The sequence below is a fragment of the Pseudomonas sp. JS3066 genome, from assembly GCF_036328175.1.
In the GTDB taxonomy this organism is placed as follows: Bacteria; Pseudomonadota; Gammaproteobacteria; order Pseudomonadales; family Pseudomonadaceae; genus Metapseudomonas.
On the sequence record NZ_CP143312.1, the window covers coordinates 415,407 to 440,001 of the forward strand.

A 24,595-nucleotide genomic window follows, 5' to 3' on the forward strand; every position below is an offset into this window, starting at 1 on the left:
GGCGGTGTCCTTGGGCATTCGAGCCGGAGTGCGGCGAATTACATCCGCATTCCCAGGTGCCGGCAAGGCCTGCCGGCGCTGGTTTGACAGTTCCCCATCCGTCACCAAAGCTCCTTAGGCGGTTTCTCTATAAATCCATGCGGAGCGCAGAATATGGATAAGCGACTGCTGAGCAAGGGGTTGATCGTAGGACTGCTGAGTGCGGCGAGTCTGGCTGCACAAGCGGACCAGGCCGGGGGTGGCGGCTGCGGCTGGGGCAACATGGTGTTCGAAGGTCAGCGTGGCCTCGTGCCACACCTGCTGGCCACCACCACCAACGGTACGTCAGGTAATGCCACCTTCGGCCTGACTTCGGGGACCAACGGTTGCGATTCCAGCGTCCGCATTGGCTATGGAGGCCGGTCCTTGCTGGCCATGAACGGCATGCTGGACAACATTGCCGAAGACATGGCCCAGGGCAAGGGCGAGGCACTGGATGCCTATGCGACCCTGCTGGGTATCGAACAGGGCGACCGCGCGCACTTCGCCCAGGTCACCCAGGCCAATTTCTCTACCATCTTCTCCGGCTCGGACGTCACCGGGGAGCAAGTACTTGCCGCGACCCTGGACGTGATGAGCCGCGACCACCAGCTGGCCCGCTATGCCAAGCAGCCGAGTTAAGTTCCGCAGCGCATAAAAGAGCCGGGCAATGCCCGGCTTTTTTCTAGCCCCCGGTCGTGCAAAGGGTCATTGCAGACGGTGGCCAGCCACCGGTTGCCTCCAGACGGACTAAGCTTGTGCGGCAGCTTGTTTGTCCATCCATTCGGAGCTTCCTATGAACAATAACAACAGCGTCCTGCGCCACCTGCCATGGGCAGTGCTGGCTGTGGTCGGCGCCTGTGCTCTGGGCGTCGTCGCGTTGCGTCGCGGCGAAGCGATCAACGCCCTGTGGATTGTGGTGGCCGCCGTTGCCCTTTATCTGGTTGCCTACCGCTACTACAGCCTGTTTATCGCCAACAAGGTGATGCAGCTCGACCCCGCCCGTGCCACACCGGCGATCATCCATAACGACGGTCTGGACTACGTTCCGACCAACAAGCATGTGCTCTTTGGTCACCACTTCGCCGCCATTGCCGGTGCCGGTCCGCTGGTGGGCCCGGTACTCGCCGCGCAGATGGGCTACCTGCCCGGCACGCTCTGGCTGATCGCCGGCGTGGTGCTGGCCGGTGCGGTGCAGGACTTCATGGTGCTGTTCATTTCCAGTCGTCGAGACGGCCGGTCCCTTGGCGAGCTGGTGCGCGAGGAAATGGGGCAGGTCCCTGGCACCATTGCGCTGTTCGGCGCTTTCCTGATCATGGTCATCATCCTCGCGGTGCTCTCGCTGATCGTGGTGAAAGCCCTGGCCGAAAGCCCGTGGGGTATGTTCACCGTGATGGCCACCATCCCCATCGCGATGTTGATGGGCATCTACATGCGCTACATCCGCCCGGGGCGCATCGGTGAGATTTCGGTGGTGGGCGTGGTGCTGCTGCTGACATCCATCTGGCTGGGTGGCCAGGTGGCTGCTGACCCGGTCTGGGGCCCGGCCTTCACCTTCACCGGTGTGCAGATCACCTGGATGCTGATCGGCTACGGCTTCGTGGCCGCCGTGCTGCCAGTGTGGCTGGTGCTGGCGCCACGTGATTACCTGTCGACCTTCCTGAAGATCGGCACCATCGTCGCGCTGGCCATCGGCATCCTGATCACCATGCCGGAACTGAAAATGCCGGCGCTGACCCAGTTCGTCGACGGCACCGGTCCGGTGTGGAAGGGCGCCCTGTTCCCCTTCCTGTTCATCACCATCGCCTGCGGCGCCGTTTCCGGCTTCCACGCGCTAATCAGTTCCGGCACCACACCCAAGCTGCTGTCCAGTGAGTCCCATGCCCGCTACATCGGCTACGGCGGCATGCTGATGGAGTCCTTCGTCGCCATCATGGCCATGGTCGCCGCCTCGGTGATCGAGCCGGGTGTGTACTTCGCCATGAACAGCCCGCCTGCCGTGGTAGGTGCGGATGTCGCCAGCGTGGCCGCGGCGGTCAGCAACTGGGGCTTCGCCATCACGCCCGAGGCACTGGAGGCCACCGCCAAGGACATCGGCGAGCACACCATCCTGGCCCGCGCCGGTGGTGCGCCGACTCTGGCCGTGGGTATCGCGCAGATCCTTCACCAGGTGCTGCCGGGTGAGAACACCATGGCCTTCTGGTACCACTTCGCGATCCTCTTCGAGGCACTGTTCATCCTCACCGCGGTGGACGCCGGTACCCGTGCCGGGCGCTTCATGCTGCAGGACCTTCTGGGTGAGTTCGTACCGACACTCAGCAACACTGAGTCCTGGACCGCCAACGTCATCGCCACCGCCGGTTGCGTGGCCATGTGGGGCTGGCTGCTGTACCAGGGCGTGATCGACCCGCTGGGCGGTATCAACACCCTGTGGCCGCTGTTCGGCATTTCCAACCAGATGCTGGCGGGCATCGCCCTGATGCTGGGTTGCGTGGTGCTGATCAAGATGAAGCGCCAGCGCTACGTCTGGGTGACGCTGATTCCGGCCACCTGGCTGCTGATCTGCACCACCACTGCGGGCCTGATCAAGCTGCTCGACCCGAACCCGGCCGTTGGTTTCCTGGCCCTGGCCAAGAAGTACAGCGATGCGCTCGAGGCTGGCCAGATCATGGCACCGGCCAAGGACATTACCCAGATGCAGCATGTGATCTTCAACGCCTACACCAACGCGACCCTGACCGTGCTGTTCCTCTTCGTGGTACTGAGCATCCTGTTCTACGCCATCAAGGTGGGACGCAGCGCCTGGATGAAACCGGAGCGCACCGACAAGGAATCGCCGTTCCAGCCGATTCCGGACGCATGAGGAGGCCGCGCGTATGTTCAATGACTTGAGCCGCATGGGGAAATACCTCGGGCAGGCCGCGCGAATGCTCGTGGGCATGCCCGACTACGACAATTACGTCGAACACATGCACAACAAGCACCCGGACAAGCCGGTAATGACTTACGAGGAGTTCTTCCGCGAGCGCCAGGAGGCGCGTTACGGCGGTGGCAAGGGACGGCCCGTGCGTTGTTGCTGAGCTGAAAGGCAGAGGCAAGGAGCGCCACGCGTTGTCGTGGCGCTTTTTTTTGTGCTCAGTTGCTGGACCGGTGAAGCGCGGTCCACTCCACGTGACGTGCCACCTGGGCCCGGTGCGAACCGGCCCGCAGTCCCAACAATCCGGCAGCCAGACACAAGTGACTGGCACGCACGATCACGACGCCGTCGATGGTGATGGTTCTAATCCTTCCCAGCCCTCAACGGAGCAGGGCGGGAGGGAACCATGAAGAAGACGTTCTGCCTGTTGCTGTGCACGTTGCTGACCGCGTTTGCCCAGGCCGAAGAGGTTTTGCGGGTCTACAACTGGACCAACTACATCGATCCCGAGGTGCTCGCCGCTTTCCAGCGTGAAAGCGGGATTCGCGTCGAGTACACCACTTTCAATACTGCCGCTGACCTGGATGCGGCCCTGGCCGGGTCGGCGCAGTACGACCTGGTGGTGCCCTCGCATTTCCAGCTCACAAGGTTGATCGGCGAAAAGCGCCTGCAGTCTCTGGATTTCGCTCAGTTGCCCCATTACGGCAGCCTGGACCCTGCACTGCTGGCCATGCTGGCCGGATTCGATTCTGCGAACCGCTACGTGGTGCCCTATCTCTGGGGCTCGGTTGGCCTGGTGAGCAATCCGTCCCTGGCTGAAGCGGCGCTTGGCGGTGCCTTGCCAAACAGCTGGAGCCTGCTCTTCGACGAGCAGCAGCGATCGCGCCTGGCGGGCTGCGGCCTGGGAATGCTGGATGCACCGGAGGAGACCCTTTCACTATGGCTCAACTATCGAGGCCGTAACCTGAGCAAGGCAGGCACCCGGCAGATTGACCAGGCCGGCAAGCAGTTGCTGGCCATGCAGGGGCAGTTCCGTAACCTGGACAACGACGGCTATGTCGGCGACCTCGCCAGCGGCAAGCTCTGTGTGGCCATGGCCTGGGTTGGACATGCGCTGACGGCGGCGGAAAAGAACCCTGCGCTGCGTTTTCGGATTCCTGATGAGGGTGCCCTGGTGTTTATCGACAGCCTGGCGATTCCCGCCAATGCCGCGCGGCCCGACCTTGCCTACCGGTTCATCGACTATCTGCTGAAGCCCGAGAATGCGCGGCGCAATGCCCTGGCATCGCGCTTCTATTCGCCCATGGCGGCAGATTCGCCGGAAATGGCCCGGCTGGCGCAGGAGCAACCGATGCTGGTGCCCGACCAGGCAGAGCGAAAGCGCCTGTACTTCCTGGAGCGCCTGAAGCCAGAGCAGAAAACGCACGTCGACGCGCTGTGGCAGCAGATCAAGGCGGCGCGTACTGCGTTGTGAGGGGTGGAGCATCCTGAGGCCTTGGAGGTATGCGGATTTCCAGATCAAGGTCTCATCCTCGATTGGCAAGATTGCGCGAGAGGCGCGGGCTTCCCTCACCCCCGTCCCTCTCCCCGAGGTAGAGGGGGGACTCGCACCGGAAGTGGCAGAACAATGCTGATGCGTGGGTATCGCCTGAAGGTTTGCAGAGGAGGTGGGGCAGCGACTCCGCCTCTTCAGTAAGCCCAGCGCAATGATGGAGGGAGGGCACCCCGGCGAAGCCGGGGCCGGATGCAGGGGCAAGCCCTTTGGCTTCTTTCCGGGTGCGGCCATCTGCCGATTGAGGAAGGGACTCGCCTGGGAAGACGAAACAGAAAGTGGAAGTCCACTCGGCAATGAACGGGTCACCTATGTCGAAGCCGACTCGTACCGGATTGCCAATCCGGTACGAGCTGAACACCCACAAAAAAGCCCGGCATTTGCCGGGCTTTCTCGTTGCTCTGTCGCTTACTTGCCGTAAACCGGCAGCTTGGCGCAGATGGCCTTGACCTTCTCGCGAACCGCGTCGATCACGGACTCGTCGCCCATGTTCTCGAGGATGTCGCAGATCCAGCCGGCCAGTTCGCGGCACTCGGCTTCCTTGAAACCGCGAGTGGTGACCGCCGGGGTGCCGATACGCAGGCCGGAGGTGACGAACGGAGAACGCGGGTCGTTCGGTACCGAGTTCTTGTTCACGGTGATGAAGGCGCGACCCAGGGCGGCGTCGGCGTCTTTACCCGTGATGTCCTGCTTGATCAGCGACAGCAGGAACAGGTGGTTCTGGGTACCGCCGGAAACCACGTCGAAGCCACGGTCGATGAAGACCTGGGCCATGGTCTGGGCGTTTTTCAGGACCTGCTGCTGGTAGGTCTTGAACTCAGGCTGCAGGGCTTCCTTGAAGCACACGGCCTTGGCGGCGATCACGTGCTCCAGCGGACCGCCCTGGGCGCCCGGGAATACAGCGGAGTTCAGCTTCTTCTCGATCTCTTCGTTCTTGCGAGCGAGGATCAGGCCGCCACGCGGACCGCGCAGGGTCTTGTGGGTGGTGGTGGTGACCACGTCGGCGAACGGAACCGGGTTCGGGTAGACGCCAGCGGCGACCAGACCGGCAACATGGGCCATGTCGACGAACAGGTAGGCGCCTACCTTGTCGGCGATGGCGCGGAAGCGCGGGAAGTCCAGAACCTGGGAGTAGGCGGAGAAGCCGGCGACGATCATCTTCGGCTTGTGCTCGACGGCCAGGCGCTCGACTTCGTCGTAGTCGATCAGGCCATTGGCATCGATGCCGTACTGTACGGCGTTGTACAGCTTGCCGGAGGAGCTCACGCTGGCGCCGTGGGTCAGGTGGCCGCCGTGGGCCAGGCTCATGCCGAGGATGGTGTCACCGGCATTGAGCAGCGCCAGGTAGACGGCAGCGTTGGCCTGGGAGCCCGCGTGTGGCTGAACGTTGGCGTAGTCGGCGCCGAACAGTTCCTTGGCGCGGTCGATGGCCAGTTGCTCGACGATGTCGACGTATTCGCAGCCACCGTAGTAGCGCTTGTGCGGGTAGCCTTCGGCGTACTTGTTGGTCAGCACGGAGCCCTGGGCTTCCATCACCGCCGGGCTGGTGTAGTTCTCGGAGGCGATGAGCTCGATGTGCTCTTCCTGGCGCTTGGCTTCTTGCTCCATGGCGGCGAACAGGTCGGCATCGTAGCGGGCGAGGGTCAAATCACGGCTGAACATGGCGGTCCTCATAAGGATCGGTGCTAGGAAAGGGTCGCATTCTACCTGATAGGTCGCTGGCTGGCATATGAAGGTCGGTCATGTGACAGACAAGTGGCCCTCATGGCCAGCGCTTGTGCGGAACTGAACGCCGACTCAGCTGAGGATGAAGTTGGCACTGCTGCCGAACAGGTGCTCGAAGCGCGCCGCCGGCATCGGGTGGCCGAAGAGGTAGCCCTGGACTTCGTCGCAACCGTGTTCGCGAAGGAACTCGAGCTGGGCGTGGGTCTCCACGCCTTCGGCGATCACCGCCAGGTTCAGGCTGTGGGCCATGGCGATGATGGCGCGGGCGATCTGTGCGTCGCGCTCGCCATCGGGCAGGCCGTCGACGAAGCTGCGGTCGATCTTCAGTACGTCGATGGGGAACTGCTTGAGGTAGTTGAGCGATGAGTAGCCGGTGCCGAAGTCGTCCACCGCAATGCACAGGCCCAGGCGCTTGAGGTTCTCGAGGATGTCCATGGCTTCGGCCACGTCGCGCATCAGGATGCTCTCGGTCAATTCCAGCTCCAGACAGGCCGGTGGCAGGCCACTGTCTTCGATGATGGCGGCGATGCGCTCGGCCAGTTGTCCGTCGGCGAACTGGCGGGCGGAAATGTTCACCGAAATCTTCGGCAGGCGAATCTTCTCCTGGTGCCAGGCCTTGAGTTGGCGGCAGGCTTCGTTCAGTACCCAGTCGCCTACCTGCACCACCAGACCGAGCTCTTCCAGCACCGGAATGAACTCACCAGGCGGTACCAACCCGCGCTTGGGCTGGCGCCAGCGCAGCAGGGCCTCCACTCCGGTCAGGCGCTTGCCGTCGCCGGAGAACTGCGGCTGGTAGTAGAGAAGGAATTCGCCCTGCTCCAGGGCGTGACGCAGATCGCTCTCCAGTTCCAGGCGTTCCAGGGCGCGGGCGTTCATATCCGCCTGGTAGAACTGGAAGTTGTTCTTGCCGCGTTCCTTGGCGTGGTACATCGCCGTGTCGGCGTTCTTCATCAATTGGCTCAGCTCGCGGCCGTCCTGGGGCGCGAGGGCGATGCCGATGCTCGCAGTGACGAAGAACTCGCGGCCTTCGAGAACGAAGGGGCGGGCCAGGCTGTCGAGGATCTGTTCGGCGACATGCACGGCCCGGTTCAGGGCGCCTTCTCGGGTGGCGCGTGGCTGCAGCAGCAAGGTGAATTCGTCGCCGCCCATGCGCGCCACGGTGTCGTCATCGTGAACGCAGGCCGCCAGGCGCACGGCGACATCCTTAAGCATGCGATCGCCGGCGGCGTGACCGAGGGAGTCGTTGATCGGCTTGAAACGGTCGAGATCGAGGAACATCAGCACCACCCATTCCTGGTGCCGCTCGGCGTACTGCAGGGCCGTATGCAGCCGGTCCTGGAAAAGCGTGCGGTTGGGCAAGTGGGTCAGGCCGTCGTAGTAGGCCAGGCGATGGATGCGCTGCTCGCTGGCCTTGCGCTCGCTGATGTCGCTGAAGAAGCAGACGTAGCTGACCAGGTCACCGTCTTCGTCGTGCACGGCGGTGATGCCGACCCAGGCGGGGTAGGTGTCGCCTTCGTGGCGCTTGAGCCAGATCTCGCCTTCCCAACTGCCGCGCTGGTTGAGTTGGCCAATGATGTAGTTGAGCTGATTGGCCTGCTGGCGGTCGGCGGTGAGCATCGATGGCAGCTGATCCAGCACTTCGTCGGCCTTGTGGCCGGTAATGCGGCAGAAGGCTTCGTTGACCTGGACGATGTAACCCGCCGGATCGGTGACGAGGATGGCCGAGGTGGAGTGCTCGAACACCGTAGCCGCCATGCGCAGATCCTTGTCGGCGCGGCGTTGCTGGCTGATGTCCCGACCGACGCCGAGCATGCCTTCGAAGCGCCCGTATTCGTCCCACATCAGCATGGTGCGCAGTTCCACCGGGATCTTCTGGCCATCGGCACGCATGCAGTCGAAAAGGAACAGCCGCGCCGGCATCTGGTTGCGCAGTTCGGCCAGGCGCTGGGGGTTGCCCAGGGCGCTGCGAATCTGCTCAAGCTGATCGAACAGCTCGAGCATTTGCCGTGGGTCGGCCGCCATTCCCTGGAAACCGTTGGCGATGGCCCAGTCAGCGCTATAGCCGAGTACTGGCTGGACCGAGGGGCTGACGTAGTTGAGCTGTAGTTCGCTGTCGGTGGTGAAGATCACGTCGCTGATGCTTTCGGCCAGCATGCGGTAGCGGCGTTCACTCTCGCGCATGGACTCGGTGGCTTCGATTTGCTCGGTGATGTCTTTCGCCACGCCGATCAGGCGGCTGACGCGGCCCTTGTCGTCGCGGGCCAGGGCCTGCTCGCGCACATCGAACCAGTGCCAGCTTCCGTCCTTGTGTCGCCAGCGCAACTGGCACTGCAGAAGCATGCCATCGCCCACTACCTGCTGCAGGCTGCGCACGCGCCAGTACTGTTCGGCGTCGTCGGGATGTAGCACTTCCTCCCAGAAGCGCTCGCCCATCTTGCGCACATCTTTTCGGCTGTAGCCCAGCTGTTGGGCAAGGCGATTGTTGGTGAGCATCACCCGTTTGCTGATGATGTCGTGCACATAAAGGGTATCGGGCACCGCCAGCACCACGTCGGACCAGAATCGCTCACGTTCGATCAGCGACAGCTCGACCTGTTTGCGGCTGGTGATGTCGCTGATGCTGAGGGTGACGGCTTCGAGGTCCTGGATCATGTCCGGCAGGTGCAGCACCAGCCAGATGTGTCTCACCTGTCCCTGGGCCGTGACGATCTGGCTTTCCATTTCCAGGTGCCTGTTGCCTCCCAGCAGGGCGGCCATCACCTGGAAGCGGATGCCGCCCTCACGCAGTGGGTGCGTGCCGATCAACTGGCACCAGGCCTGCTCGCTGCTGCTGACTTCCAGCAGGCGCATGGCCACCTGGTTCACCTCGGTGATACGCAGCAGGCGCAGCGGTTCGGCGTGACGTTCGCGATTGTCCTTGAACCATGCCGCGAGGCTGGCGTGATCGCGCATACCTTGCTGGATCAGGTACTTGCGCAGATCGGCGAGGTCCAGCACGCAGAGCGCGATGCCGCTGCCCTCGAAGATGTCCTGGTAGCGACGCCGGGTTTCCTGCAGTACGCGCAGTGCGTGCTGCTCTTCAGTGACGTCGCGCACCACCCAGACATAGCCGAGCAGCTGGCTACCGTCATTGAGATCGTTACGGGTGACAGCCAGCAGGCGCGTCTCGCCGTTGCGCCGAAACTGCACCAGGTCCGAACCCAGTTCGTGGTCCAGGTTCGGCGCATTGAGCAGCAGCGGGTCCAGGCCCGGCAGCAGGGCCAGCAGGTGGTGGTCCTGGGCGGTTTCGCCGCTGATGCCGAACATGGTCTCGGCCTGGGGGTTGAGGTAGCTCAGGCGGCCGTCTACCTGGGTCACCAGCACACGCTCCTCGATCACACCAAGGGCACTGGCAGCCTGGCGCAGCGAGCGTCGTGATGCGGCGTTGAGTTCGCGCAGGCCGCGTTGCTCGCGCTGCAGGTAGTAGAGGGCGATCAACGCCAGGCTGGCGCTGATGAGGAACAGCAGCAGTTTGCTGAGCAGTTCAGGCAGCAGTCGGGCGCGTACCTGGCGCTCGTCGTGCAGCGCTCGCAATTGCCAATCGCTGTTCTTGAGCGCCGAAACGAGGATGGTCTGCCCTTCCTGCTCGGCGGTCACGGGCATCACGATGGGATTGCTGTGGCTGAATTTGCCGCTTTGCGCCAGGACCCGCTGCAGGAAATGGTCTTCCAGTAGCCAGCGGTAATTGCGGTCTTCGTGCTTGAGCAGCCAGGTGCGAATGGCCTCGGCGTCCAGGCGCAGGGCCCAGTAGCCGCTGGGCTCGGGCAGCGGCGACTGGCGCAGGATCAGGTAGACCTCGCCTCGACCCGCGGTGCTGAAGGCGAAGTGATAGGTCTGGCCCTCGCTACGCTGGGCCAGGCTGGCGAGGAACAGTTCATCGTCGCTGTCGGCCTGGGTATCTGCCAGTACGCCGCCATTGGGGTTGAGCCAGGCCAGGCTGGTGATCGCTGGCAGGATGGGGCGCACGAGCTCAAGTTCGGCCAGTCGCTCGTCTTCGACCTCGGGCCTGGTCGGTTGCTGGCGAAGCAGTGCAAGCACCGCGTCGGCCTTCATCTGCATGACCAGCTCAAGGTGGCTGGCCAGCTCGCGGGTCAGCGTGTAGTTGCGCTCCCGGGCGCCGTCCTGCAGCTGGCGGTACTCCTGATGCAGCTGCCAGAGGAGTAGTGCGAGCATCAGCAGCACGAGACCGACCAGCAGTCCCTTGACCGAGCCGCGCGCGGGCGCGCTGGCCAGGAGATGTCCTGGCTCATGCTGGGTCGGAGGGCGGGAGCTGACTGGCAAGCGTGGCGTTCCTGCTACTGCTCGATTGGCAGGTGACGGGGTGTCCCGTGCCACATGGGGCGCGGGCGGCTAGCATGCCCTGAAGGCATGCAAAGTGCCAGTACGACCGACGAGTGTCGTTTGCCCTCCCCGGTGCATTCCGGTAGCTTTGCCGCACGCGCGCGGGAGCGCCTGTTCCCTGATAGTCGCTCCCCGCCTTATTCCACATTCGTCACAGCACCAAGGTCAGTCATGGCTCAATACGTCTACACCATGCACCGGGTCGGCAAGGTCGTGCCCCCGAAGCGTGAGATCCTCAAAGACATTTCCCTTTCCTTCTTCCCGGGCGCCAAGATCGGCGTGCTCGGTCTGAACGGCGCGGGTAAGTCGACCCTCCTGCGCATCATGGCCGGGGTGGATACCGAGATCGATGGTGAAGCCCGCCCGATGCCTGGCATCAAAGTCGGCTACCTGCCCCAGGAACCCAAGCTGGATCCGACCAAGACCGTGCGCGACATCGTCGAAGAGGCGGTGGGCGAGATCAAGCAGGCCCAGGCCCGCCTGGACGAGGTCTACGCCGCCTACGCCGAGCCGGACGCCGATTTCGATGCCCTGGCTGCCGAGCAGGCCAAGCTGGAAGCCATCCTCCAGGCCTCCGATGGCCATAACCTGGAGCGCCAGCTGGAAGTCGCCGCCGATGCTCTGCGCCTGCCGCAGTGGGACGCGAAGATCGAACACCTTTCCGGTGGCGAGAAGCGCCGCGTGGCCCTGTGCCGCCTGCTGCTGTCCGCCCCTGACATGCTGCTGCTGGACGAGCCGACCAACCACCTGGACGCCGACTCCGTGGCCTGGCTGGAGCACTTCCTCCACGACTTCCCCGGCACCGTGGTAGCCATTACCCACGACCGTTACTTCCTCGACAACGTAGCCGGCTGGATTCTCGAGCTGGACCGTGGCCACGGCATCCCCTTCGAGGGCAACTACTCCGGCTGGCTGGAATCCAAGGCCAACCGCCTGGCCCAGGAAGCCAAGCAGGAAGCCTCCCACGCCAAGGCCATGAAGGCCGAGCTGGAGTGGGTTCGCCAGGGCGCCAAGGCTCGCCAGTCCAAGTCCAAGGCGCGCCTGCAACGCTTCGAGGAAATGCAATCCCAGGAATTCCAGAAGCGCAGCGAAACCAACGAGATCTACATCCCGGCCGGTCCGCGCCTGGGTGACAAGGTCATCGAGCTGCACAACGTTACCAAGGGCTACGGTGATCGTGTCCTGATCGACGACCTGTCCCTGAGCATTCCGAAAGGCGCCATCGTCGGCGTGATCGGCGGCAACGGTGCGGGCAAGTCCACGCTGTTCCGCATGCTCACCGGTAAGGAGCAACCGGACTCCGGCACCATCGACATCGGTGAGACCGTGCAGATCGCCAGCGTCGACCAGAGCCGCGACAGCCTGGAAGGCACCAAGACCGTTTGGCAGCAGGTTTCCGACGGTTTCGAGCAGATCAAGATCGGCAACTATGAAGTCCCGTCGCGCAGCTATGTCGGCCGCTTCAACTTCAAGGGCGCCGACCAGCAGAAGTTCGTCAAGGACCTCTCCGGTGGTGAGCGTGGCCGCCTGCACCTGGCCCTGACCCTGAAGCAGGGCGGCAACGTGCTGCTGCTCGACGAACCGTCCAACGACCTCGACGTGGAAACCCTGCGTGCGCTGGAAGAAGCGCTGCTGGACTTCCCGGGCGCCGCCATCGTGATCTCCCACGATCGCTGGTTCCTGGACCGTATCGCCACCCACATCCTGTCCTATGAGGACGACGGCAAGGTGACCTTCTTCGAAGGCAACTACACCGAGTTCGAGGCGGACCGCAAGAAACGCCTCGGCGAGGCTGCCGCCCAGCCGCACCGGGTGCGCTACAAGAAGCTCGCCCAGTAATTTACCGGGCAGGCAGCAGAAGACAACGGAGCCCTTTGGCTCCGTTGTCGTTTCAGGAGGCTCCATGAAGGGATTCAATCACTACCTGTTCTGGCTCTCGTCCCTGGCGTTGTTCGGGGTCTGCGGCCTGTACTTCTCGTTCTACCCGTCACCTGCCTGGAAAGCCGGTTCGGTCGGCTGTGCCCTCGTGGCTGGCAGCGGGCTGTACGCCTGGCTGGCCTGGCGGGAGCGTTTCGTCAGCCTCTTTCAGTTGGAAACCGACAGTGCGCGCTGGCAGCTACACGCTGTCCTGGGGTCGCTACTGATCCTGGTGGTCTGGGGCGCGCTGCAGGTGCCGGTGGCGGCGCTTTACACCCAGTGGCTGGGGGAGGACGCCGAGTTCGCGGCCAGGGTTCTGGACAAGGATGACGGCGGCCTCGGCTGCCAGTTCCGGGTGGAGCTGGTGCTGGACGACGCGGCAATGGGCGTCGGTGTCTGCGTTGCGGAAGATGTCTGGCATTCCCTGCCGGACCACGGCGCGGTAGTGCTGCGCGGCAAGCGCAGTGCACTGGGCATCAATCCCCGAGAGGTGCTGCGCACGTCGGCGGGGCGCTGAACCGTTCAGGCCCCGTCCCACGCCTTGGGTTACTTCACCTTGCGGTTGAGGTCTTCGACGCTGCGCTTCAATTGATCCATCTGGCTCTTTTGCTCATCGACAGTGCGCTTGAGACGATCCAGTTCGTTGGAGCTGCTGCTGGCGTGATCAGCTTGCCCAGCATCAAGACGCCAAGTGCCGTGTCAATGAATGTGCAGGGTTCGTTTCGCAGGCCGGGCATCCCTTGGACTCCTCAATGAGTGCCGATATGGCACATCGCGATGATTTCTCCTCGCGTCGCATGTTCCTGAGATGGCGAATTGTATCCAGTCGTGACTGGCAGCAGCGCCGGCATCGATGTAGCAATCAGGCATGAATGGTTGAGTGTCCGTTGTGGTGCGTTGATGCTTTGTGATGGTGCCTTCATGGCTTGAACGGGTGCGTTCTATGTGCCCGTGGAATTGGGCTTTTGGCAGGTAAGTTCACTGCGGCTGGTGAAGATTTATATTCTTTGCACCAAAAAGATTCATATATGCGTCATTTTGCCCTATCGAGGTGCTGCCTGGCTTGGTAGAGTCTCGCGCCATAAATTGTTCACAAAAGAAGAAATTGGTGAGAGTCATGACGCAATCTGTCGACGCCTTCCTGCTGCGCCTGAAGCAGCGCGACCCCGACCAGCCTGAGTTCCATCAGGCCGTGGAAGAGGTACTGCGTAGCCTTTGGCCGTTCCTTGAAACCCATCCACAGTATCTGGAGGCCGGCATCGTCGAGCGGATCGTCGAGCCGGAACGCGCCGTGCTGTTCCGGGTTCCGTGGGTCGACGACCAAGGGCAGGTCCGCGTCAACCGTGGTTTCCGCGTGCAGATGAGCAGCGCCATCGGCCCCTACAAGGGCGGCCTGCGTTTCCATCCCTCGGTGAACCTGGGCGTGCTGAAATTCCTCGCCTTCGAACAGGTCTTCAAGAACTCCCTGACCTCACTTCCCATGGGCGGCGGCAAGGGCGGTTCGGACTTCGATCCCAAGGGCAAGAGCGACGCCGAAGTCATGCGCTTCTGTCAGTCCTTCATGAGTGAGCTTTACCGCCATATCGGCGCCGACCTGGACGTGCCGGCCGGCGACATTGGTGTCGGCGCCCGTGAAATCGGCTTCCTCTTCGGTCAGTACAAACGTCTGTCCAACGAGTTCACGTCGGTGTTCACCGGCAAGGGCCTGGCCTACGGCGGCAGCCTGATCCGCCCGGAGGCGACGGGCTACGGTTGCGTCTACTTCGCTCAGGAAATGCTCAAAGGCATCGGTCGTGGCTTCGACGGCCAGCGCGTGGCCATTTCCGGCTCTGGCAACGTGGCCCAGTACGCGGCGCAGAAGGTGATGGAGCTGGGCGGCAAAGTGATTTCGCTGTCCGACTCCGAAGGCACCCTGTTCGCCGAGGCGGGTCTGACCGTCGAACAGTGGGAAGCAGCGATGGAGTTGAAGAACGTCCGCCGTGGCCGTCTCAGTGAGCTCTCCGCCCCGGGTCTGCGCTTCCTGTCTGGGCAGCGTCCCTGGGCCCTGCCTTGTGACATCGCGTTGCCCTGCGCGACCCAGAACGAGTTGGACGCCGACGATGCTCGCGCCTTGCTGGCCAATGGCTGTGTCTGCGTCGCCGAAGGCGCCAACATGCCGTCGACCCTGGCCGCAGTGGACCTGTTCCACGAAGCGGGCATCCTCTTTGCGCCGGGCAAGGCATCCAACGCCGGCGGCGTTGCTACCAGCGGCCTGGAAATGAGTCAGAACGCGATGCGCCTGCACTGGACCGCGGGTGAAGTGGACCAGCGCCTGCACGGCATCATGCAGAACATCCACCACGCCTGCGTGAGCTACGGCGAGGAGAACGGCCGGGTGAACTACGTGAAGGGCGCCAATATCGCCGGCTTCGTGAAGGTGGCTGATGCCATGCTGGCGCAAGGTGTGGTGTAACGCTGCTGTTTCCTGAGGCAGACCTCGTGGGGGCGAACTCATTCGCCCCTACAGATTCTTTGCCGTCAATCCGGATGCAACGCCCTCCCCATGGCGTTGCTCCTGTCCCGTTCCCATTCATCGTCGTGCCGATCGCGGCGCCAATCCTCGTACTCGCGGCGTTCCTCGCTCTGCACCTGCGCCTGGCATTGACGAAAACCATCGCTCCAGCCTTCGGCGTACGTTGCGTCCTTGAGATAGCGCGGTACGTCCTTGCGGAATTCTCCGCTGATGGTTCCGGCGGCCTGGCGGCCGCTGCTGCAGCCATCGGCGAAACCGTCGGCGAATGCAGGTGGATAACCCTGGGCGATCAGGTGGTCATGGGTGGACTCACACCCTGCCAGCAGGCTGCTGATGAGTATGAAGAGGGCGGCGTGACGCGACGCCATGTTGACTCCCGTGCGCCGGGAAGCGGGCGCACGCGCAATGGGGGTTGCGAGCGACTCTAGCGCGAGGCGCGTGATGAAAACGTCAAGGCGCTCAGCCCTTGACGCAGACCACCTGGCGCAGGGTGTGCACGACTTCCACCAGGTCGCGCTGGGCTGCCATCACGGCGTCGATGTCCTTGTAGGCCATGGGGATCTCGTCGATCACATCCTTGTCCTTGCGGCATTCGACATGGGCGGTGGCGCGGATCTGGTCTTCCACCGTGAACAGTTTTTTTGCCCGTCCACGGCTCATGGCCCTACCGGCACCGTGGCTGCAGGAGCAGAAGGCGTCTTCATTGCCGAGGCCGCGTACGATGAAGCTCCTGGCGCCCATCGAGCCGGGAATGATGCCCAGTTCGCCCTTCTGCGCTGACACCGCACCCTTGCGCGTCACCAGTACCTCGTGGCCGAAGTGCCGTTCTTTCTGCACGTAGTTGTGGTGACAGTTCACCGCTTCCAGGCTGGCCTCGAAGGAACGCTTGAGCGCCTTGCGGGCAGCCTCGATAACCGCCTGCATCATCAGCGAGCGGTTCTGCCGGGCGAAGTCCTGGGCCCAGCCCACGGCTTCCACGTAGTCGTCGAAGTGTCGACTGCCTTCCTCGAAGTAGGCCAGGTCCCGGTCGGGCAGGTTGGCGATGTGTTGGCGCATGTCGGCCTGGGCCAGTTCGATGAACAGGGTACCGATAGCATTACCGACCCCACGCGAGCCACTGTGCAGCATGAACCAGACTCGGTCGGTTTCGTCCAGGCAGACCTCGATGAAGTGATTGCCGGTTCCCAGAGTGCCCAGGTGATGCCGGTTATTGGTCTTTTCCAGGCGAGGGTACTTCGCGGTAATGGCCTTGAAACGTCGGGCCAGCGGCCGCCAGGCCTGGTCAGCGATGTCCGGTACATCATCCCAGGCGCCCTGGTCACGCCTGCCGAAGGTCTTTCCGTGGGGGACCGCGCGTTCGATGGCGCTGCGCAGGCCGTGGAGATTGTCCGGCAAGTCGCGGGCGTGCAGGGAGGTGAGGGCGGCGATCATCCCGCAGCCGATGTCCACGCCGACAGCTGCGGGGATGATGGCGCCCACGGTGGGAATCACGCTGCCGATGGTCGAACCCTTGCCCAGGTGAACGTCGGGCATCACCGCCAGGTGCTTGAAGATGAAGGGCATCTTCGCGGTGTTGATCAACTGCTGGCGAGCTTCGTCCTCCACCGGCACGCCCTGCGTCCAGAGGCGAATGGGTTTGCCGCCGGCCACTTCCAGCAGTTGTGAGTTGTTCGGTTTCATCGGTGCTGCCAGGTAGGAGTGGATATCTATTGTGGGCCTGTCGGGGCAGGCCGGCGACGCATCTTACAGATGGCTGCGCCGGCGGTAATCGCTGCCGCCGCCGTGACAAGGCAGGCACCTTGGGATGGGACGCGCGGCGTTTCTTTAAGGTAGGAAACCCATCAATAGTGATACCACTTCAGTTCGAGCATCACTTCGTTCACTGGCGCGGCAAGCTGGCTGAACTCCCGCTGTGCTGTCAGGCGCAAGCCGAGGTTGCGGGAGATGTCCCATTGCTGGTTGAGGGAGAGCCGGCGGCGGACCTCGCCGTTGTGGAAGTAGTCACCGGCCGCCTCCAGGCTGAGGCTGCCCAGCGGGTTGTGCCATAGCAGGCCGGTGTTGAAGCCCGCTGCAGTGGCGACGAAGGGGGCGAAGTCCTCGTTGTGCTCGATGCGAGCAGTTGCCAGGGCAAATCCGAGGGCGTCTTCATCAAGCTGCCAGGAGCCACCGACACCACCATTGAGATGGCTGACCAGGCGTTCGTCGCCATCTTCGCCCAGCACGCGCTCTAGTCCACCGGCCACTTGCCAGGACAGGGGCTTGAGCAGTTCCCCGCGTGGGGTCAGTGAACGGATGGTGGCCAGGTCCAGGCGCTGCAACTGCCAGTGGTTGTCCTCGTACTGGCGCAGCTTGAGCTGGAGGATCTCGATCTGCGCACCCAGCGGGAAACCTGACAGGTTGTCGTTGAGGTCGTGATAGGCCATGCGCAGGCCGTACTCGGCGAAAGCACGGTCCTCACGGGTACCAGCGCCCAGTTGCCAGGTACGCGATTCGTGGCCCTCCTCGGGCAGCCCGGGGCGGTCCAGACTCAGCTCCGGCGGCGGATTGCGATTGATGCTCCGCAGCAGCTTGTAGCTGCGCGTGGCGTTTTCGCTGCTGCGCGCTTCCCCGGTCGCGCGGTAGCGAACCAGGCGGAAGGCGGCGTCCTGGATCAGGGCACGGCGTGGAGCGGGCAGGGCGAGGAAGTCCGGGGCATCCAGCAGCTTTTCGTTTTCGGCCAGCTGGCGTACCCATTGTTGCTCGGCATGGTTCAGCGGCTCGGCGCGTGCCAGCAGTTCCTTTTCTCGCGAGGGACGATAGTCGATCGATTCCACCAGGCCGGCCTGCTTGACCGCGCGCACGGTATCGGTGGGGATGGCGGTAATCGGGAACTGGTCTGTGAGCTCGATTCCAGGGCGGGCGATCTCCAGCAGTTCCAGCAGGCGGTAGGAGCAGTTCTCGTCGAAGAAGTAATAGTCGAAGCGGATCTGCTTGAGCTCCCAGACGTGCTCCACCATGCGCCCGGTTTCCTCGGCGGTGAGGTTCAGGCGGTACTCCCAGAGGTCGCGGTTCTCGAGGCGGCTGTACTCCTTGAGCTTGTCGCGGTAGGGCACCAGGGCGAACAGGCCGGGGTAACCCCCCATCAGGCCCTTCCAGGCGTAGAGGATGCTGTTGTCCGCCCCTTCGATGAATGCGCCGAAGTTCAGCGCATAACTGAGCATTGCCGTGTTGTTTTCGTGGATGTCCGGCTGGTCGATGCGCAGCAGCGTGTGGCCGAACATGGACGAGGGGCTGTTCAGGTAGGCGGCGGGGAATACCAGAACGGTGCTGTGCGGGTTGATGTCGGCGTACCAGGCCTTGTATTCGCCGCAAACCGGCTGCGGCAGGTCGCTGAGCTGGAGCTGCTCTCGAAGCCAGCGGGTGCGAGCGGGGTAGACACATTGCGGATGCTTGTCGCCTTGATCGGTCGCCGTGTAGAGGGCCGTCAGGGTGGCACGTAGCTCGGCTGCCGGGTCGCTCGCTCCCTCTTCGGCGAGGAAGAAGTCGGGATCATCCACATAGCTGCGCCAGCCACCCAGTTTTCCGGTCTCGTAATGGCCGAGGGCAATCCAATAGGGATTGTTCGCCAGCGCCTCGAGGCGCTCGGCTGGGATCTGGGGAGTGGCGTGGGCGTTGATCCAGATGCACAGGGCGAGGTACGGGAAAATCCGTTTCAAGGGCACAGCTCTTCCTGGTGAGAGATTCGCCCGGAGCTTTGGGTAACGCCGGGGCGGGTGTCAAGCAAGGTTAAGACGTGCATTTGCGCAAGTTTGCACAAGCGGGGTGCAGGCTGCGTTACAGCGTCCACACTTAGGGAGTGAACAGGGGAGATTCCAGCATGAATACCACCGACCCTCGGGCCGCCCTCGACGCCCTGATAGTGGAATACACCGCACGCGCCAATTCGATTCGCGAAGACCTGGCCAGTAGCCACTCACCGGATTTCGCCGAACAGGCGGGGGAGCGCGAGAACGACGAAGTGCTGACGGCCATCCTCGCCGAGACCGAGGCTGCCCTGCGCCGTGTGGGCATGGCCAAGCTGCGTCTGGCGGACGGCAGCTACGGCTACTGCCAGCGTTGCGGCGAGCCCATAGAGCCGGCGCGACTGGCGGTGCTACCTGCGGCCGAGTACTGCCTGAGCTGCGCTGACCTGCCCCATTGAAGACCTCTGGCGTTATGCCTTGCCAGTGATGTCAGGGCGGCGCCAGAATGCGGCCATTGCTTTCTTGCCGAGCCATTAAGGACACTCGATGCCTGACTCCTTCGCTGCCAGCCTACGACTGGCGCCCGATGCGCTGACCCGTCCCTTCGAGCCCCACCAGTTCAGTTTCAAGTCGACCGAAGATCTGGAGCCTTTCCGCGGCGTGCTCGGCCAGGAGCGCGCGGTGGAGGCCCTGCAGTTCGGCGTGGCGATGCCACGTCCCGGTTACAACGTCTATGTGATGGGGGAGCCGGGCACCGGCCGCTTCTCCTTCGTCAAGCGCTACCTCAAAGCCGAGGGCAAACGCCTGGAAACCCCGGCTGATTGGCTCTACGTCAACCACTTTGAAGAGCCCCGCGAGCCTCGGGCCTTGCAGTTGCCGGCTGGCGAGGCGAACGATTTCATCAGCGACATCGAGCATCTGGTGGATAACCTGCTGGCTACTTTCCCAGCGGTATTCGAGACGCCCACTTTCCAACAGAAGAAGAGCGCTATCGATCGCGCCTTCAACCAGCGTTACGACCGTGCTCTGGACGTGATCGAGCGCCTGGCCCTGGAGAAGGATGTCGCCCTCTATCGCGATAGCGCGAACATCGCCTTCACGCCCATGAAGGACGGCAAGGCCCTGGACGAAGCGGACTTCGCCCAGCTGGATGAAGCCGAGCGCGATCGATTCCATGACGACATTTCCCTGCTGGAGGAGCGCCTGAACGAGGAGCTGTCCAGCCTGCCGCAGTGGAAGCGCGAGTCCAGCAACCAGCTGCGCCATCTCAACGAGGAAACCATTACCCAGGCACTGCAACCGCTGCTTTCGCCTCTGTCGGAAAAGTACGCGGAGAATGCCGGCGTGGTGGCCTATCTGCAGGCCATGCAGGTGAATCTGCTGAAGACGGTGGTGGACCAGCTGCTGGACGACAAGCCGGACGCCCAGCGTCGCGAGCTGCTGGAAGAGCAATACTGCCCCAGCCTGGTGGTGGGCCATCACGCCAGCGGCGGTGCCCCTGTGGTATTCGAGCCGCACCCCACCTATGACAACCTGTTCGGCCGTATCGAGTACGGCACCGACCAGGGTGCCCTCTACACCAGCTACCGCCAGCTGCGCCCAGGTGCGCTGCATCGGGCCAACGGCGGTTTCCTGATCCTGGAAGCCGAGAAACTGCTGAGCGAACCCTTCGTCTGGGATGCCCTGAAACGCGCACTGCAGTCGCGCAAGCTGAAGATGGAGTCGCCCCTTGCGGAGCTCGGCCGCCTGGCCACCGTGACCCTGACACCCCAGATGATCCCGCTGCAGGTCAAGGTGGTGATCATCGGTTCGCGCCAGCTCTACTACACGCTGCAGGACCTGGATCCCGACTTCCAGGAGATGTTCCGCGTGCTCGTGGACTTCGACGAGGAAATTGCCCTGTCGGACGACAGCCTGGAGCAGTTCGCTCAGTTGCTGAAGACCCGCACCTCGGAAGAAGGCATGGCCCCCCTCACTGCCGCAGCTGTAGCCCGTCTGGCGACCTACAGCGCCCGTCTGGCCGAACACCAGGGCCGCCTTTCTGCGCGCATTGGCGACCTGTTCCAGCTGGTCAGCGAAGCGGACTTCATCCGTCAGCTGGCGAATGAGCCCTTGACCGACGCCGATCATATCGACCGCGCCCTCAAGGCCAAGGCCACGCGGACTGGCCGCGTCTCCGCGCGCATCCTCGACGACATGCTGGCGGGCATCATCCTGATCGACACCGCTGGCGCCGCAGTAGGCAAGTGCAACGGCCTGACAGTACTGGAAGTGGGCGATTCGGCGTTCGGTGTGCCGGCGCGGATTTCCGCGACCGTCTACCCGGGCAGCTCGGGCATCGTCGACATCGAGCGCGAGGTCAACCTGGGCCAGCCCATCCACTCCAAGGGCGTGATGATCCTTACTGGCTACCTCGGCAGCCGATATGCCCAGGAATTCCCCCTGGAAATCTCCGCGAGCATCGCCCTGGAGCAGTCCTACGGCTATGTGGACGGCGACAGCGCTTCCCTTGGCGAGGCCTGCACCCTGATCTCCGCTCTCTCGCGCACGCCGCTCAAGCAGTGCTTTGCCATCACCGGCTCGATCAACCAGTTCGGTGAAGTGCAGGCGGTGGGTGGCGTCAACGAGAAGATCGAGGGCTTCTTCCGGCTCTGCGAGGCCCGCGGCCTGACCGGCGAGCAGGGGGTGATCATTCCTCACGCGAACGTCACCACCCTGATGCTGGACGAGCGCGTGCTGGAGGCGGTGCGCCAGGGCCGCTTCCACGTCTACGCGGTTCGCCAGGCCGACGAGGCCCTGAGCCTGCTGGTGGGCGAGCCGGCGGGTGTTCCGGACGACAAGGGCCAGTTCCCTGAAGGCAGCGTCAACGCCCGCGTCGTGGCGCGACTGCGGGAAATCGCCGAGATGGGGCTGGAGGAAGAAGAGAAACCAGCACTTGCCCAGGAGGTGGTGGAGGCCGTCGCCAAGGTTGCGGCACCGCCCAAGCCTGCGCGCAAGGGCCCCAAGCAGGAGCCGGGCAAGGCGCCGGTTCCGGACAAGACTCAGGGCCCGTCGTGAGCAAACCCTGACTCGCCACGCCGGGGTTGGTGCCCGGTGTGGCTGGTCAGTCATTGAGCGGTGAGGGAGGAGCCTCGGTCAGCCAACGCCCCACCGCCTTTCCCTCACCCTGTACACAGGGTTATCCACAGTTCACGTGGATAAGCATCGCGCTTTCGCAGGTCTGAACTCGGGTGTAGGCTGAAAACAGGCCTCTGCGAGGAAAGCCGCCATGACGCGCAACCTCTGCCTTACCCGCCAGTGCCTGGGACTCGTGACCCGGATCGAGTGCGTGATCCGTCCGCTGGCGGGAGAGAATGGACTCTGGACGCTGCTCTGCGCAGCGGGGATGTCGGGGGAGCAACCCTCGGCAATCAAAGCCCAGGGCCCGTTCCATGGGCCTCTCGTGGCGGAGTCGGTACTCTCCGCCATTGCCGATTGCCTGGCCGAGCAGGGCTACACCGAAGCCCACGATCCGCCGATCTGGCGCCTGCATCTCCAGGGTGAGCTGCGACGCATCAATGGCACACGTTGCCGAAACCTTGGTGACTACCAGTTCCGTCCTGAAACCTGACGGATTTCGGCTGGCCAGCTTTTGTGCAGCGGCTGCAAGCCTGCGGCCGAAGCGGCGTTCGCCAGACGCTCCAGTGCTGGTCCACAGACTTATCCACAGTGTTTGGGGATATTTCTCCCCGTGCTGCCATTATTTTTCTGTAGGAAACAGCTAGTTATACTCGCGGCCGGTTTTTTACTGACTACGAGAAGCCATGGAACGCTTTATAGAAAATTCGATGTACGCCGCACGCTGGTTGCTGGCCCCGATCTACTTCGGCCTGTCCCTGGCTCTGTTGGCTCTGACCCTGAAATTCTTCCAGGAAATCGTGCACATCCTGCCGCACGTCTTCGAGAAGACCGAAGCGGATCTGATCCTGGTGCTGCTGTCGCTGATCGATATGTCGCTGGTGGGCGGCCTGCTGGTGATGGTGATGATCTCCGGCTACGAGAACTTCGTTTCGCAACTGGATATCGACGACAGCAAAGAGAAGCTGAGCTGGCTCGGCAAGATGGACTCCGGCTCGCTGAAGATGAAGGTAGCGGCATCCATCGTAGCGATCTCATCCATCCACCTGCTGCGCATTTTCATGGACGCGCAGAACATCGATAACAACAAGATCATGTGGTACGTCGTCCTGCACATGACCTTCGTCGTCTCGGCCTTCGCCATGGGTTACCTGGACAAGATGACCAAGCACGACCACTGACCGGGTGAAATCGCCATCCAGACCGCCCGGCCGCTGAAAAGCGGACGGGCGGTTGCGTATCTGCCGCCCCCATTGGTTCCTGTGCATTAGATTTGAGGTGTACATCGAGCGAGGGCGACGCCATGAAATTGCACGACCTCAGTAGTCATGCCCGTGCCGGGCACGTCGAAGAAATCAACCTGATCTCCCTGGAGGGCGGCATCTACCTGCTGGAAGCCCGGATCGATGGCCGCACCCATCATCTGGACGACGGCCAGGGGCATGCAACGCACCTGCGCTCGGTGGAACATGCGCGGGAAGTGCTTCGCGAGTTCCCGGAGTTGCCGTTCCATCTGGTGCACAGTGTGGTGCACGATGAGATGTGTGGGATGGAGGCGGACAGCCAGGACACGGTGCGCGTGCCCATTTCCACTCGCGTCTCCCACTGACCCGGTTGTTGCCGGCGGGAGCCCGCGCCGGGGAAAGGAAGCTGTGCTAGTCTGGCCGGCCTTTTTTCCCGGAGCGGAGTTCCGCCATGTCCCAACTCGATCTTTCCACCGACGAAACCCGCGTCAGCTATGGCATTGGCCGTCAGCTCGGCGACCAGATCCGTGACAATCCTCCGCCCGGCGTGAGTCTGGAAGCTGTGATCGCTGGCCTCAGCGATGCCTTCCAGGGCCTGGAAAGCCGTGTTGATGGCGCCGCCCTGTCCGCCAGCTTCCGCGTGATCCGTGAGCGCATGCAGGAAGAAGCCGCGGCCAAGGCCGAAGCCGCCGCTGGCGCCGGCCGTAGCTACCTGGAAGAGAACGCCAAGCGCGAAGGCGTGACCGTCCTGCCGTCCGGCCTGCAGTACGAAGTACTGGTAGCGGGCGAGGGCGCAAAGCCGTCCGCTGAAGACACCGTGCGGACTCACTACCACGGCACCCTGATCGACGGCACTGTGTTCGACAGCTCCTACGATCGCGGTCAGCCGGCCGAATTCCCGGTTGGCGGCGTGATCGCCGGTTGGGTCGAAGCCCTGCAACTGATGAATGCCGGCAGCAAATGGCGCCTGCACGTTCCGAGCGAACTGGCCTACGGCGGCCAGGCTGTCGGCAGTATCCCGCCGCACAGCGTGCTGGTGTTCGACGTGGAACTCCTGGACATCCTCTGATCCAGTCGACCCCTGGGTTAGTCGCCCCTGACACGCCCAGGAACCGGCGAGGGCGCCTTTGCCCTCGCTGCAAGAGCGGCGCCCGGGCGCCGCTCTTGCGGATGACGCATCCTGGCGTCATCCAGATTCCCAAATGACCTTCAGTGCAGCTCGCCGTGCGGACGCAATGCTCTGGCGTAGCAGAACAGGAAGAGGTTGCGCACCAGTTCCTTGAGCACCAGCGGTTCGCTGGAGTTGAGGCCGGCGAGGTCGAGGTCGCCCTGGTCACGCAGTTCGTCGAGGGCTTCTTCTTCCAGCACGGCGCAGACCTCACCGGTTTCCCGATGAAGTATCCGCAGGTAAGGGTGGGGGCGATCCAGCCAGGCATCGATCAGGTAGGTCATGGCTCATCTCCTTGAAAATCTTCGAGATGAGAATAATTC

The 24,595-nt window shown here is 63.2% G+C and carries 19 protein-coding genes; 13 read left to right on the top strand and 6 right to left on the bottom strand.

The features are described 5' to 3' along the window. The first annotated feature begins 153 nt into the window (after nucleotides 1-153). The 4 genes from SA496_RS02085 to SA496_RS02100 all read left to right on the top strand — a co-directional run bounded on the left by SA496_RS02085 (nucleotide 154) and on the right by SA496_RS02100 (nucleotide 4,409). Nucleotides 154-660 carry a DUF3015 domain-containing protein gene (locus SA496_RS02085; protein WP_120653019.1) on the top strand — a complete coding sequence of 169 codons (507 nt, stop codon included), beginning with the start codon at nucleotides 154-156 and terminating at the stop codon, nucleotides 658-660. A 154-nt stretch (nucleotides 661-814) separates the two neighbouring features. Next, the gene (locus SA496_RS02090; protein ID WP_120653018.1) at nucleotides 815-2,881 is read left to right on the top strand and encodes a carbon starvation CstA family protein; all 2,067 of its coding nucleotides are present in this window, start codon (nucleotides 815-817) and stop codon (nucleotides 2,879-2,881) included. 13 nt (nucleotides 2,882-2,894) lie between these two features. After that, the gene (locus SA496_RS02095) at nucleotides 2,895-3,098 is read left to right on the top strand and encodes a YbdD/YjiX family protein (RefSeq protein ID WP_120653017.1); all 204 of its coding nucleotides are present in this window, start codon (nucleotides 2,895-2,897) and stop codon (nucleotides 3,096-3,098) included. Nucleotides 3,099-3,341: 243 nt separating this feature from the next. Continuing rightward, nucleotides 3,342-4,409 (top strand): extracellular solute-binding protein, encoded by a 1,068-nt coding sequence (locus tag SA496_RS02100; RefSeq protein WP_120653016.1) that lies wholly within the window; start codon nucleotides 3,342-3,344, stop codon nucleotides 4,407-4,409. Between the two features lie 486 nt (nucleotides 4,410-4,895). Here SA496_RS02100 and glyA read toward each other — a convergent pair whose 3' ends face one another. Both glyA and SA496_RS02110 read right to left on the bottom strand, forming a co-directional pair. After that, nucleotides 4,896-6,149 carry a serine hydroxymethyltransferase gene (gene glyA / locus SA496_RS02105; RefSeq protein ID WP_120653015.1) on the bottom strand — a complete coding sequence of 418 codons (1,254 nt, stop codon included), beginning with the start codon at nucleotides 6,147-6,149 and terminating at the stop codon, nucleotides 4,896-4,898. Between the two features lie 135 nt (nucleotides 6,150-6,284). Beyond that, nucleotides 6,285-10,424, bottom strand: a complete 4,140-nt coding sequence (locus tag SA496_RS02110) for a sensor domain-containing protein (protein WP_330115613.1) — start codon at nucleotides 10,422-10,424, stop codon at nucleotides 6,285-6,287. Nucleotides 10,425-10,763: 339 nt separating this feature from the next. Between SA496_RS02110 and ettA the strand changes: the two genes are divergently transcribed. The 3 genes from ettA (at nucleotide 10,764) to gdhA (ending at nucleotide 14,961) form a co-directional block, all read left to right on the top strand. After that, nucleotides 10,764-12,431, top strand: coding sequence for an energy-dependent translational throttle protein EttA (gene ettA / locus SA496_RS02115; RefSeq protein WP_120653014.1), 1,668 nt, complete (start codon nucleotides 10,764-10,766; stop codon nucleotides 12,429-12,431). Nucleotides 12,432-12,495: 64 nt separating this feature from the next. Beyond that, entirely contained in the window at nucleotides 12,496-13,026 is a 531-nt protein-coding gene (locus tag SA496_RS02120) for a hypothetical protein (RefSeq protein WP_120653013.1), read from the top strand. Between the two features lie 600 nt (nucleotides 13,027-13,626). Continuing rightward, nucleotides 13,627-14,961, top strand: coding sequence for an NADP-specific glutamate dehydrogenase (gene gdhA, locus SA496_RS02125; protein ID WP_330114976.1), 1,335 nt, complete (start codon nucleotides 13,627-13,629; stop codon nucleotides 14,959-14,961). 65 nt (nucleotides 14,962-15,026) lie between these two features. On the opposite strand, the gene SA496_RS02130 is transcribed toward gdhA, so the two are convergent. From SA496_RS02130 to SA496_RS02140, 3 genes are all read right to left on the bottom strand, one after another. Next, entirely contained in the window at nucleotides 15,027-15,389 is a 363-nt protein-coding gene (locus SA496_RS02130; protein ID WP_120653011.1) for a hypothetical protein, read from the bottom strand. A 91-nt stretch (nucleotides 15,390-15,480) separates the two neighbouring features. Next, complete coding sequence (locus SA496_RS02135; RefSeq protein ID WP_120653010.1) at nucleotides 15,481-16,701, bottom strand: RtcB family protein; 1,221 nt, start codon at nucleotides 16,699-16,701, stop codon at nucleotides 15,481-15,483. 161 nt (nucleotides 16,702-16,862) lie between these two features. Then, nucleotides 16,863-18,716, bottom strand: coding sequence for an Lnb N-terminal periplasmic domain-containing protein (locus SA496_RS02140; protein WP_442965071.1), 1,854 nt, complete (start codon nucleotides 18,714-18,716; stop codon nucleotides 16,863-16,865). A 161-nt stretch (nucleotides 18,717-18,877) separates the two neighbouring features. On the opposite strand from SA496_RS02140, the gene SA496_RS02145 reads away from it, so the two are divergent. From SA496_RS02145 to SA496_RS02170, 6 genes are all read left to right on the top strand, one after another. After that, complete coding sequence (locus tag SA496_RS02145; protein WP_120653008.1) at nucleotides 18,878-19,201, top strand: TraR/DksA family transcriptional regulator; 324 nt, start codon at nucleotides 18,878-18,880, stop codon at nucleotides 19,199-19,201. Nucleotides 19,202-19,289: 88 nt separating this feature from the next. Further along, entirely contained in the window at nucleotides 19,290-21,800 is a 2,511-nt protein-coding gene (locus SA496_RS02150; protein ID WP_120653007.1) for a Lon protease family protein, read from the top strand. 211 nt (nucleotides 21,801-22,011) lie between these two features. Then, on the top strand, nucleotides 22,012-22,353 hold the full coding sequence (locus SA496_RS02155; RefSeq protein WP_028629637.1) for a PA4575 family protein: 342 nt from the start codon (nucleotides 22,012-22,014) through the stop codon (nucleotides 22,351-22,353). Nucleotides 22,354-22,546: 193 nt separating this feature from the next. Next, nucleotides 22,547-23,041 (top strand): TIGR00645 family protein, encoded by a 495-nt coding sequence (locus tag SA496_RS02160; protein ID WP_120653006.1) that lies wholly within the window; start codon nucleotides 22,547-22,549, stop codon nucleotides 23,039-23,041. 122 nt (nucleotides 23,042-23,163) lie between these two features. Next, nucleotides 23,164-23,469 carry a DUF6482 family protein gene (locus tag SA496_RS02165; protein WP_120653005.1) on the top strand — a complete coding sequence of 102 codons (306 nt, stop codon included), beginning with the start codon at nucleotides 23,164-23,166 and terminating at the stop codon, nucleotides 23,467-23,469. A gap of 86 nt (nucleotides 23,470-23,555) precedes the next feature. Next, on the top strand, nucleotides 23,556-24,173 hold the full coding sequence (locus SA496_RS02170) for an FKBP-type peptidyl-prolyl cis-trans isomerase (protein ID WP_120653004.1): 618 nt from the start codon (nucleotides 23,556-23,558) through the stop codon (nucleotides 24,171-24,173). A 140-nt stretch (nucleotides 24,174-24,313) separates the two neighbouring features. Here SA496_RS02170 and SA496_RS02175 read toward each other — a convergent pair whose 3' ends face one another. Beyond that, nucleotides 24,314-24,556, bottom strand: a complete 243-nt coding sequence (locus SA496_RS02175) for a PA4570 family protein (RefSeq protein WP_120653003.1) — start codon at nucleotides 24,554-24,556, stop codon at nucleotides 24,314-24,316. Between the last annotated feature and the right edge of the window lie 39 nt (nucleotides 24,557-24,595).

Bases quoted from the DNA above. Each gene is read 5' to 3' on its own strand.
- SA496_RS02085 (WP_120653019.1), top strand. From the start codon at position 154: ATGGATAAGCGACTGCTGAGCAAGGGGTTGATCGTAGGACTGCTGAGT.
- SA496_RS02090 (WP_120653018.1), top strand. From the start codon at position 815: ATGAACAATAACAACAGCGTCCTGCGCCACCTGCCATGGGCAGTGCTG.
- SA496_RS02095 (WP_120653017.1), top strand. From the start codon at position 2,895: ATGTTCAATGACTTGAGCCGCATGGGGAAATACCTCGGGCAGGCCGCG.
- SA496_RS02100 (WP_120653016.1), top strand. From the start codon at position 3,342: ATGAAGAAGACGTTCTGCCTGTTGCTGTGCACGTTGCTGACCGCGTTT.
- glyA (WP_120653015.1), bottom strand. From the start codon at position 6,149: ATGTTCAGCCGTGATTTGACCCTCGCCCGCTACGATGCCGACCTGTTC.
- SA496_RS02110 (WP_330115613.1), bottom strand. From the start codon at position 10,424: ATGCTCGCACTACTCCTCTGGCAGCTGCATCAGGAGTACCGCCAGCTG.
- ettA (WP_120653014.1), top strand. From the start codon at position 10,764: ATGGCTCAATACGTCTACACCATGCACCGGGTCGGCAAGGTCGTGCCC.
- SA496_RS02120 (WP_120653013.1), top strand. From the start codon at position 12,496: ATGAAGGGATTCAATCACTACCTGTTCTGGCTCTCGTCCCTGGCGTTG.
- gdhA (WP_330114976.1), top strand. From the start codon at position 13,627: ATGACGCAATCTGTCGACGCCTTCCTGCTGCGCCTGAAGCAGCGCGAC.
- SA496_RS02130 (WP_120653011.1), bottom strand. From the start codon at position 15,389: ATGGCGTCGCGTCACGCCGCCCTCTTCATACTCATCAGCAGCCTGCTG.
- SA496_RS02135 (WP_120653010.1), bottom strand. From the start codon at position 16,701: ATGAAACCGAACAACTCACAACTGCTGGAAGTGGCCGGCGGCAAACCC.
- SA496_RS02145 (WP_120653008.1), top strand. From the start codon at position 18,878: ATGAATACCACCGACCCTCGGGCCGCCCTCGACGCCCTGATAGTGGAA.
- SA496_RS02150 (WP_120653007.1), top strand. From the start codon at position 19,290: ATGCCTGACTCCTTCGCTGCCAGCCTACGACTGGCGCCCGATGCGCTG.
- SA496_RS02155 (WP_028629637.1), top strand. From the start codon at position 22,012: ATGACGCGCAACCTCTGCCTTACCCGCCAGTGCCTGGGACTCGTGACC.
- SA496_RS02160 (WP_120653006.1), top strand. From the start codon at position 22,547: ATGGAACGCTTTATAGAAAATTCGATGTACGCCGCACGCTGGTTGCTG.
- SA496_RS02165 (WP_120653005.1), top strand. From the start codon at position 23,164: ATGAAATTGCACGACCTCAGTAGTCATGCCCGTGCCGGGCACGTCGAA.
- SA496_RS02170 (WP_120653004.1), top strand. From the start codon at position 23,556: ATGTCCCAACTCGATCTTTCCACCGACGAAACCCGCGTCAGCTATGGC.
- SA496_RS02175 (WP_120653003.1), bottom strand. From the start codon at position 24,556: ATGACCTACCTGATCGATGCCTGGCTGGATCGCCCCCACCCTTACCTG.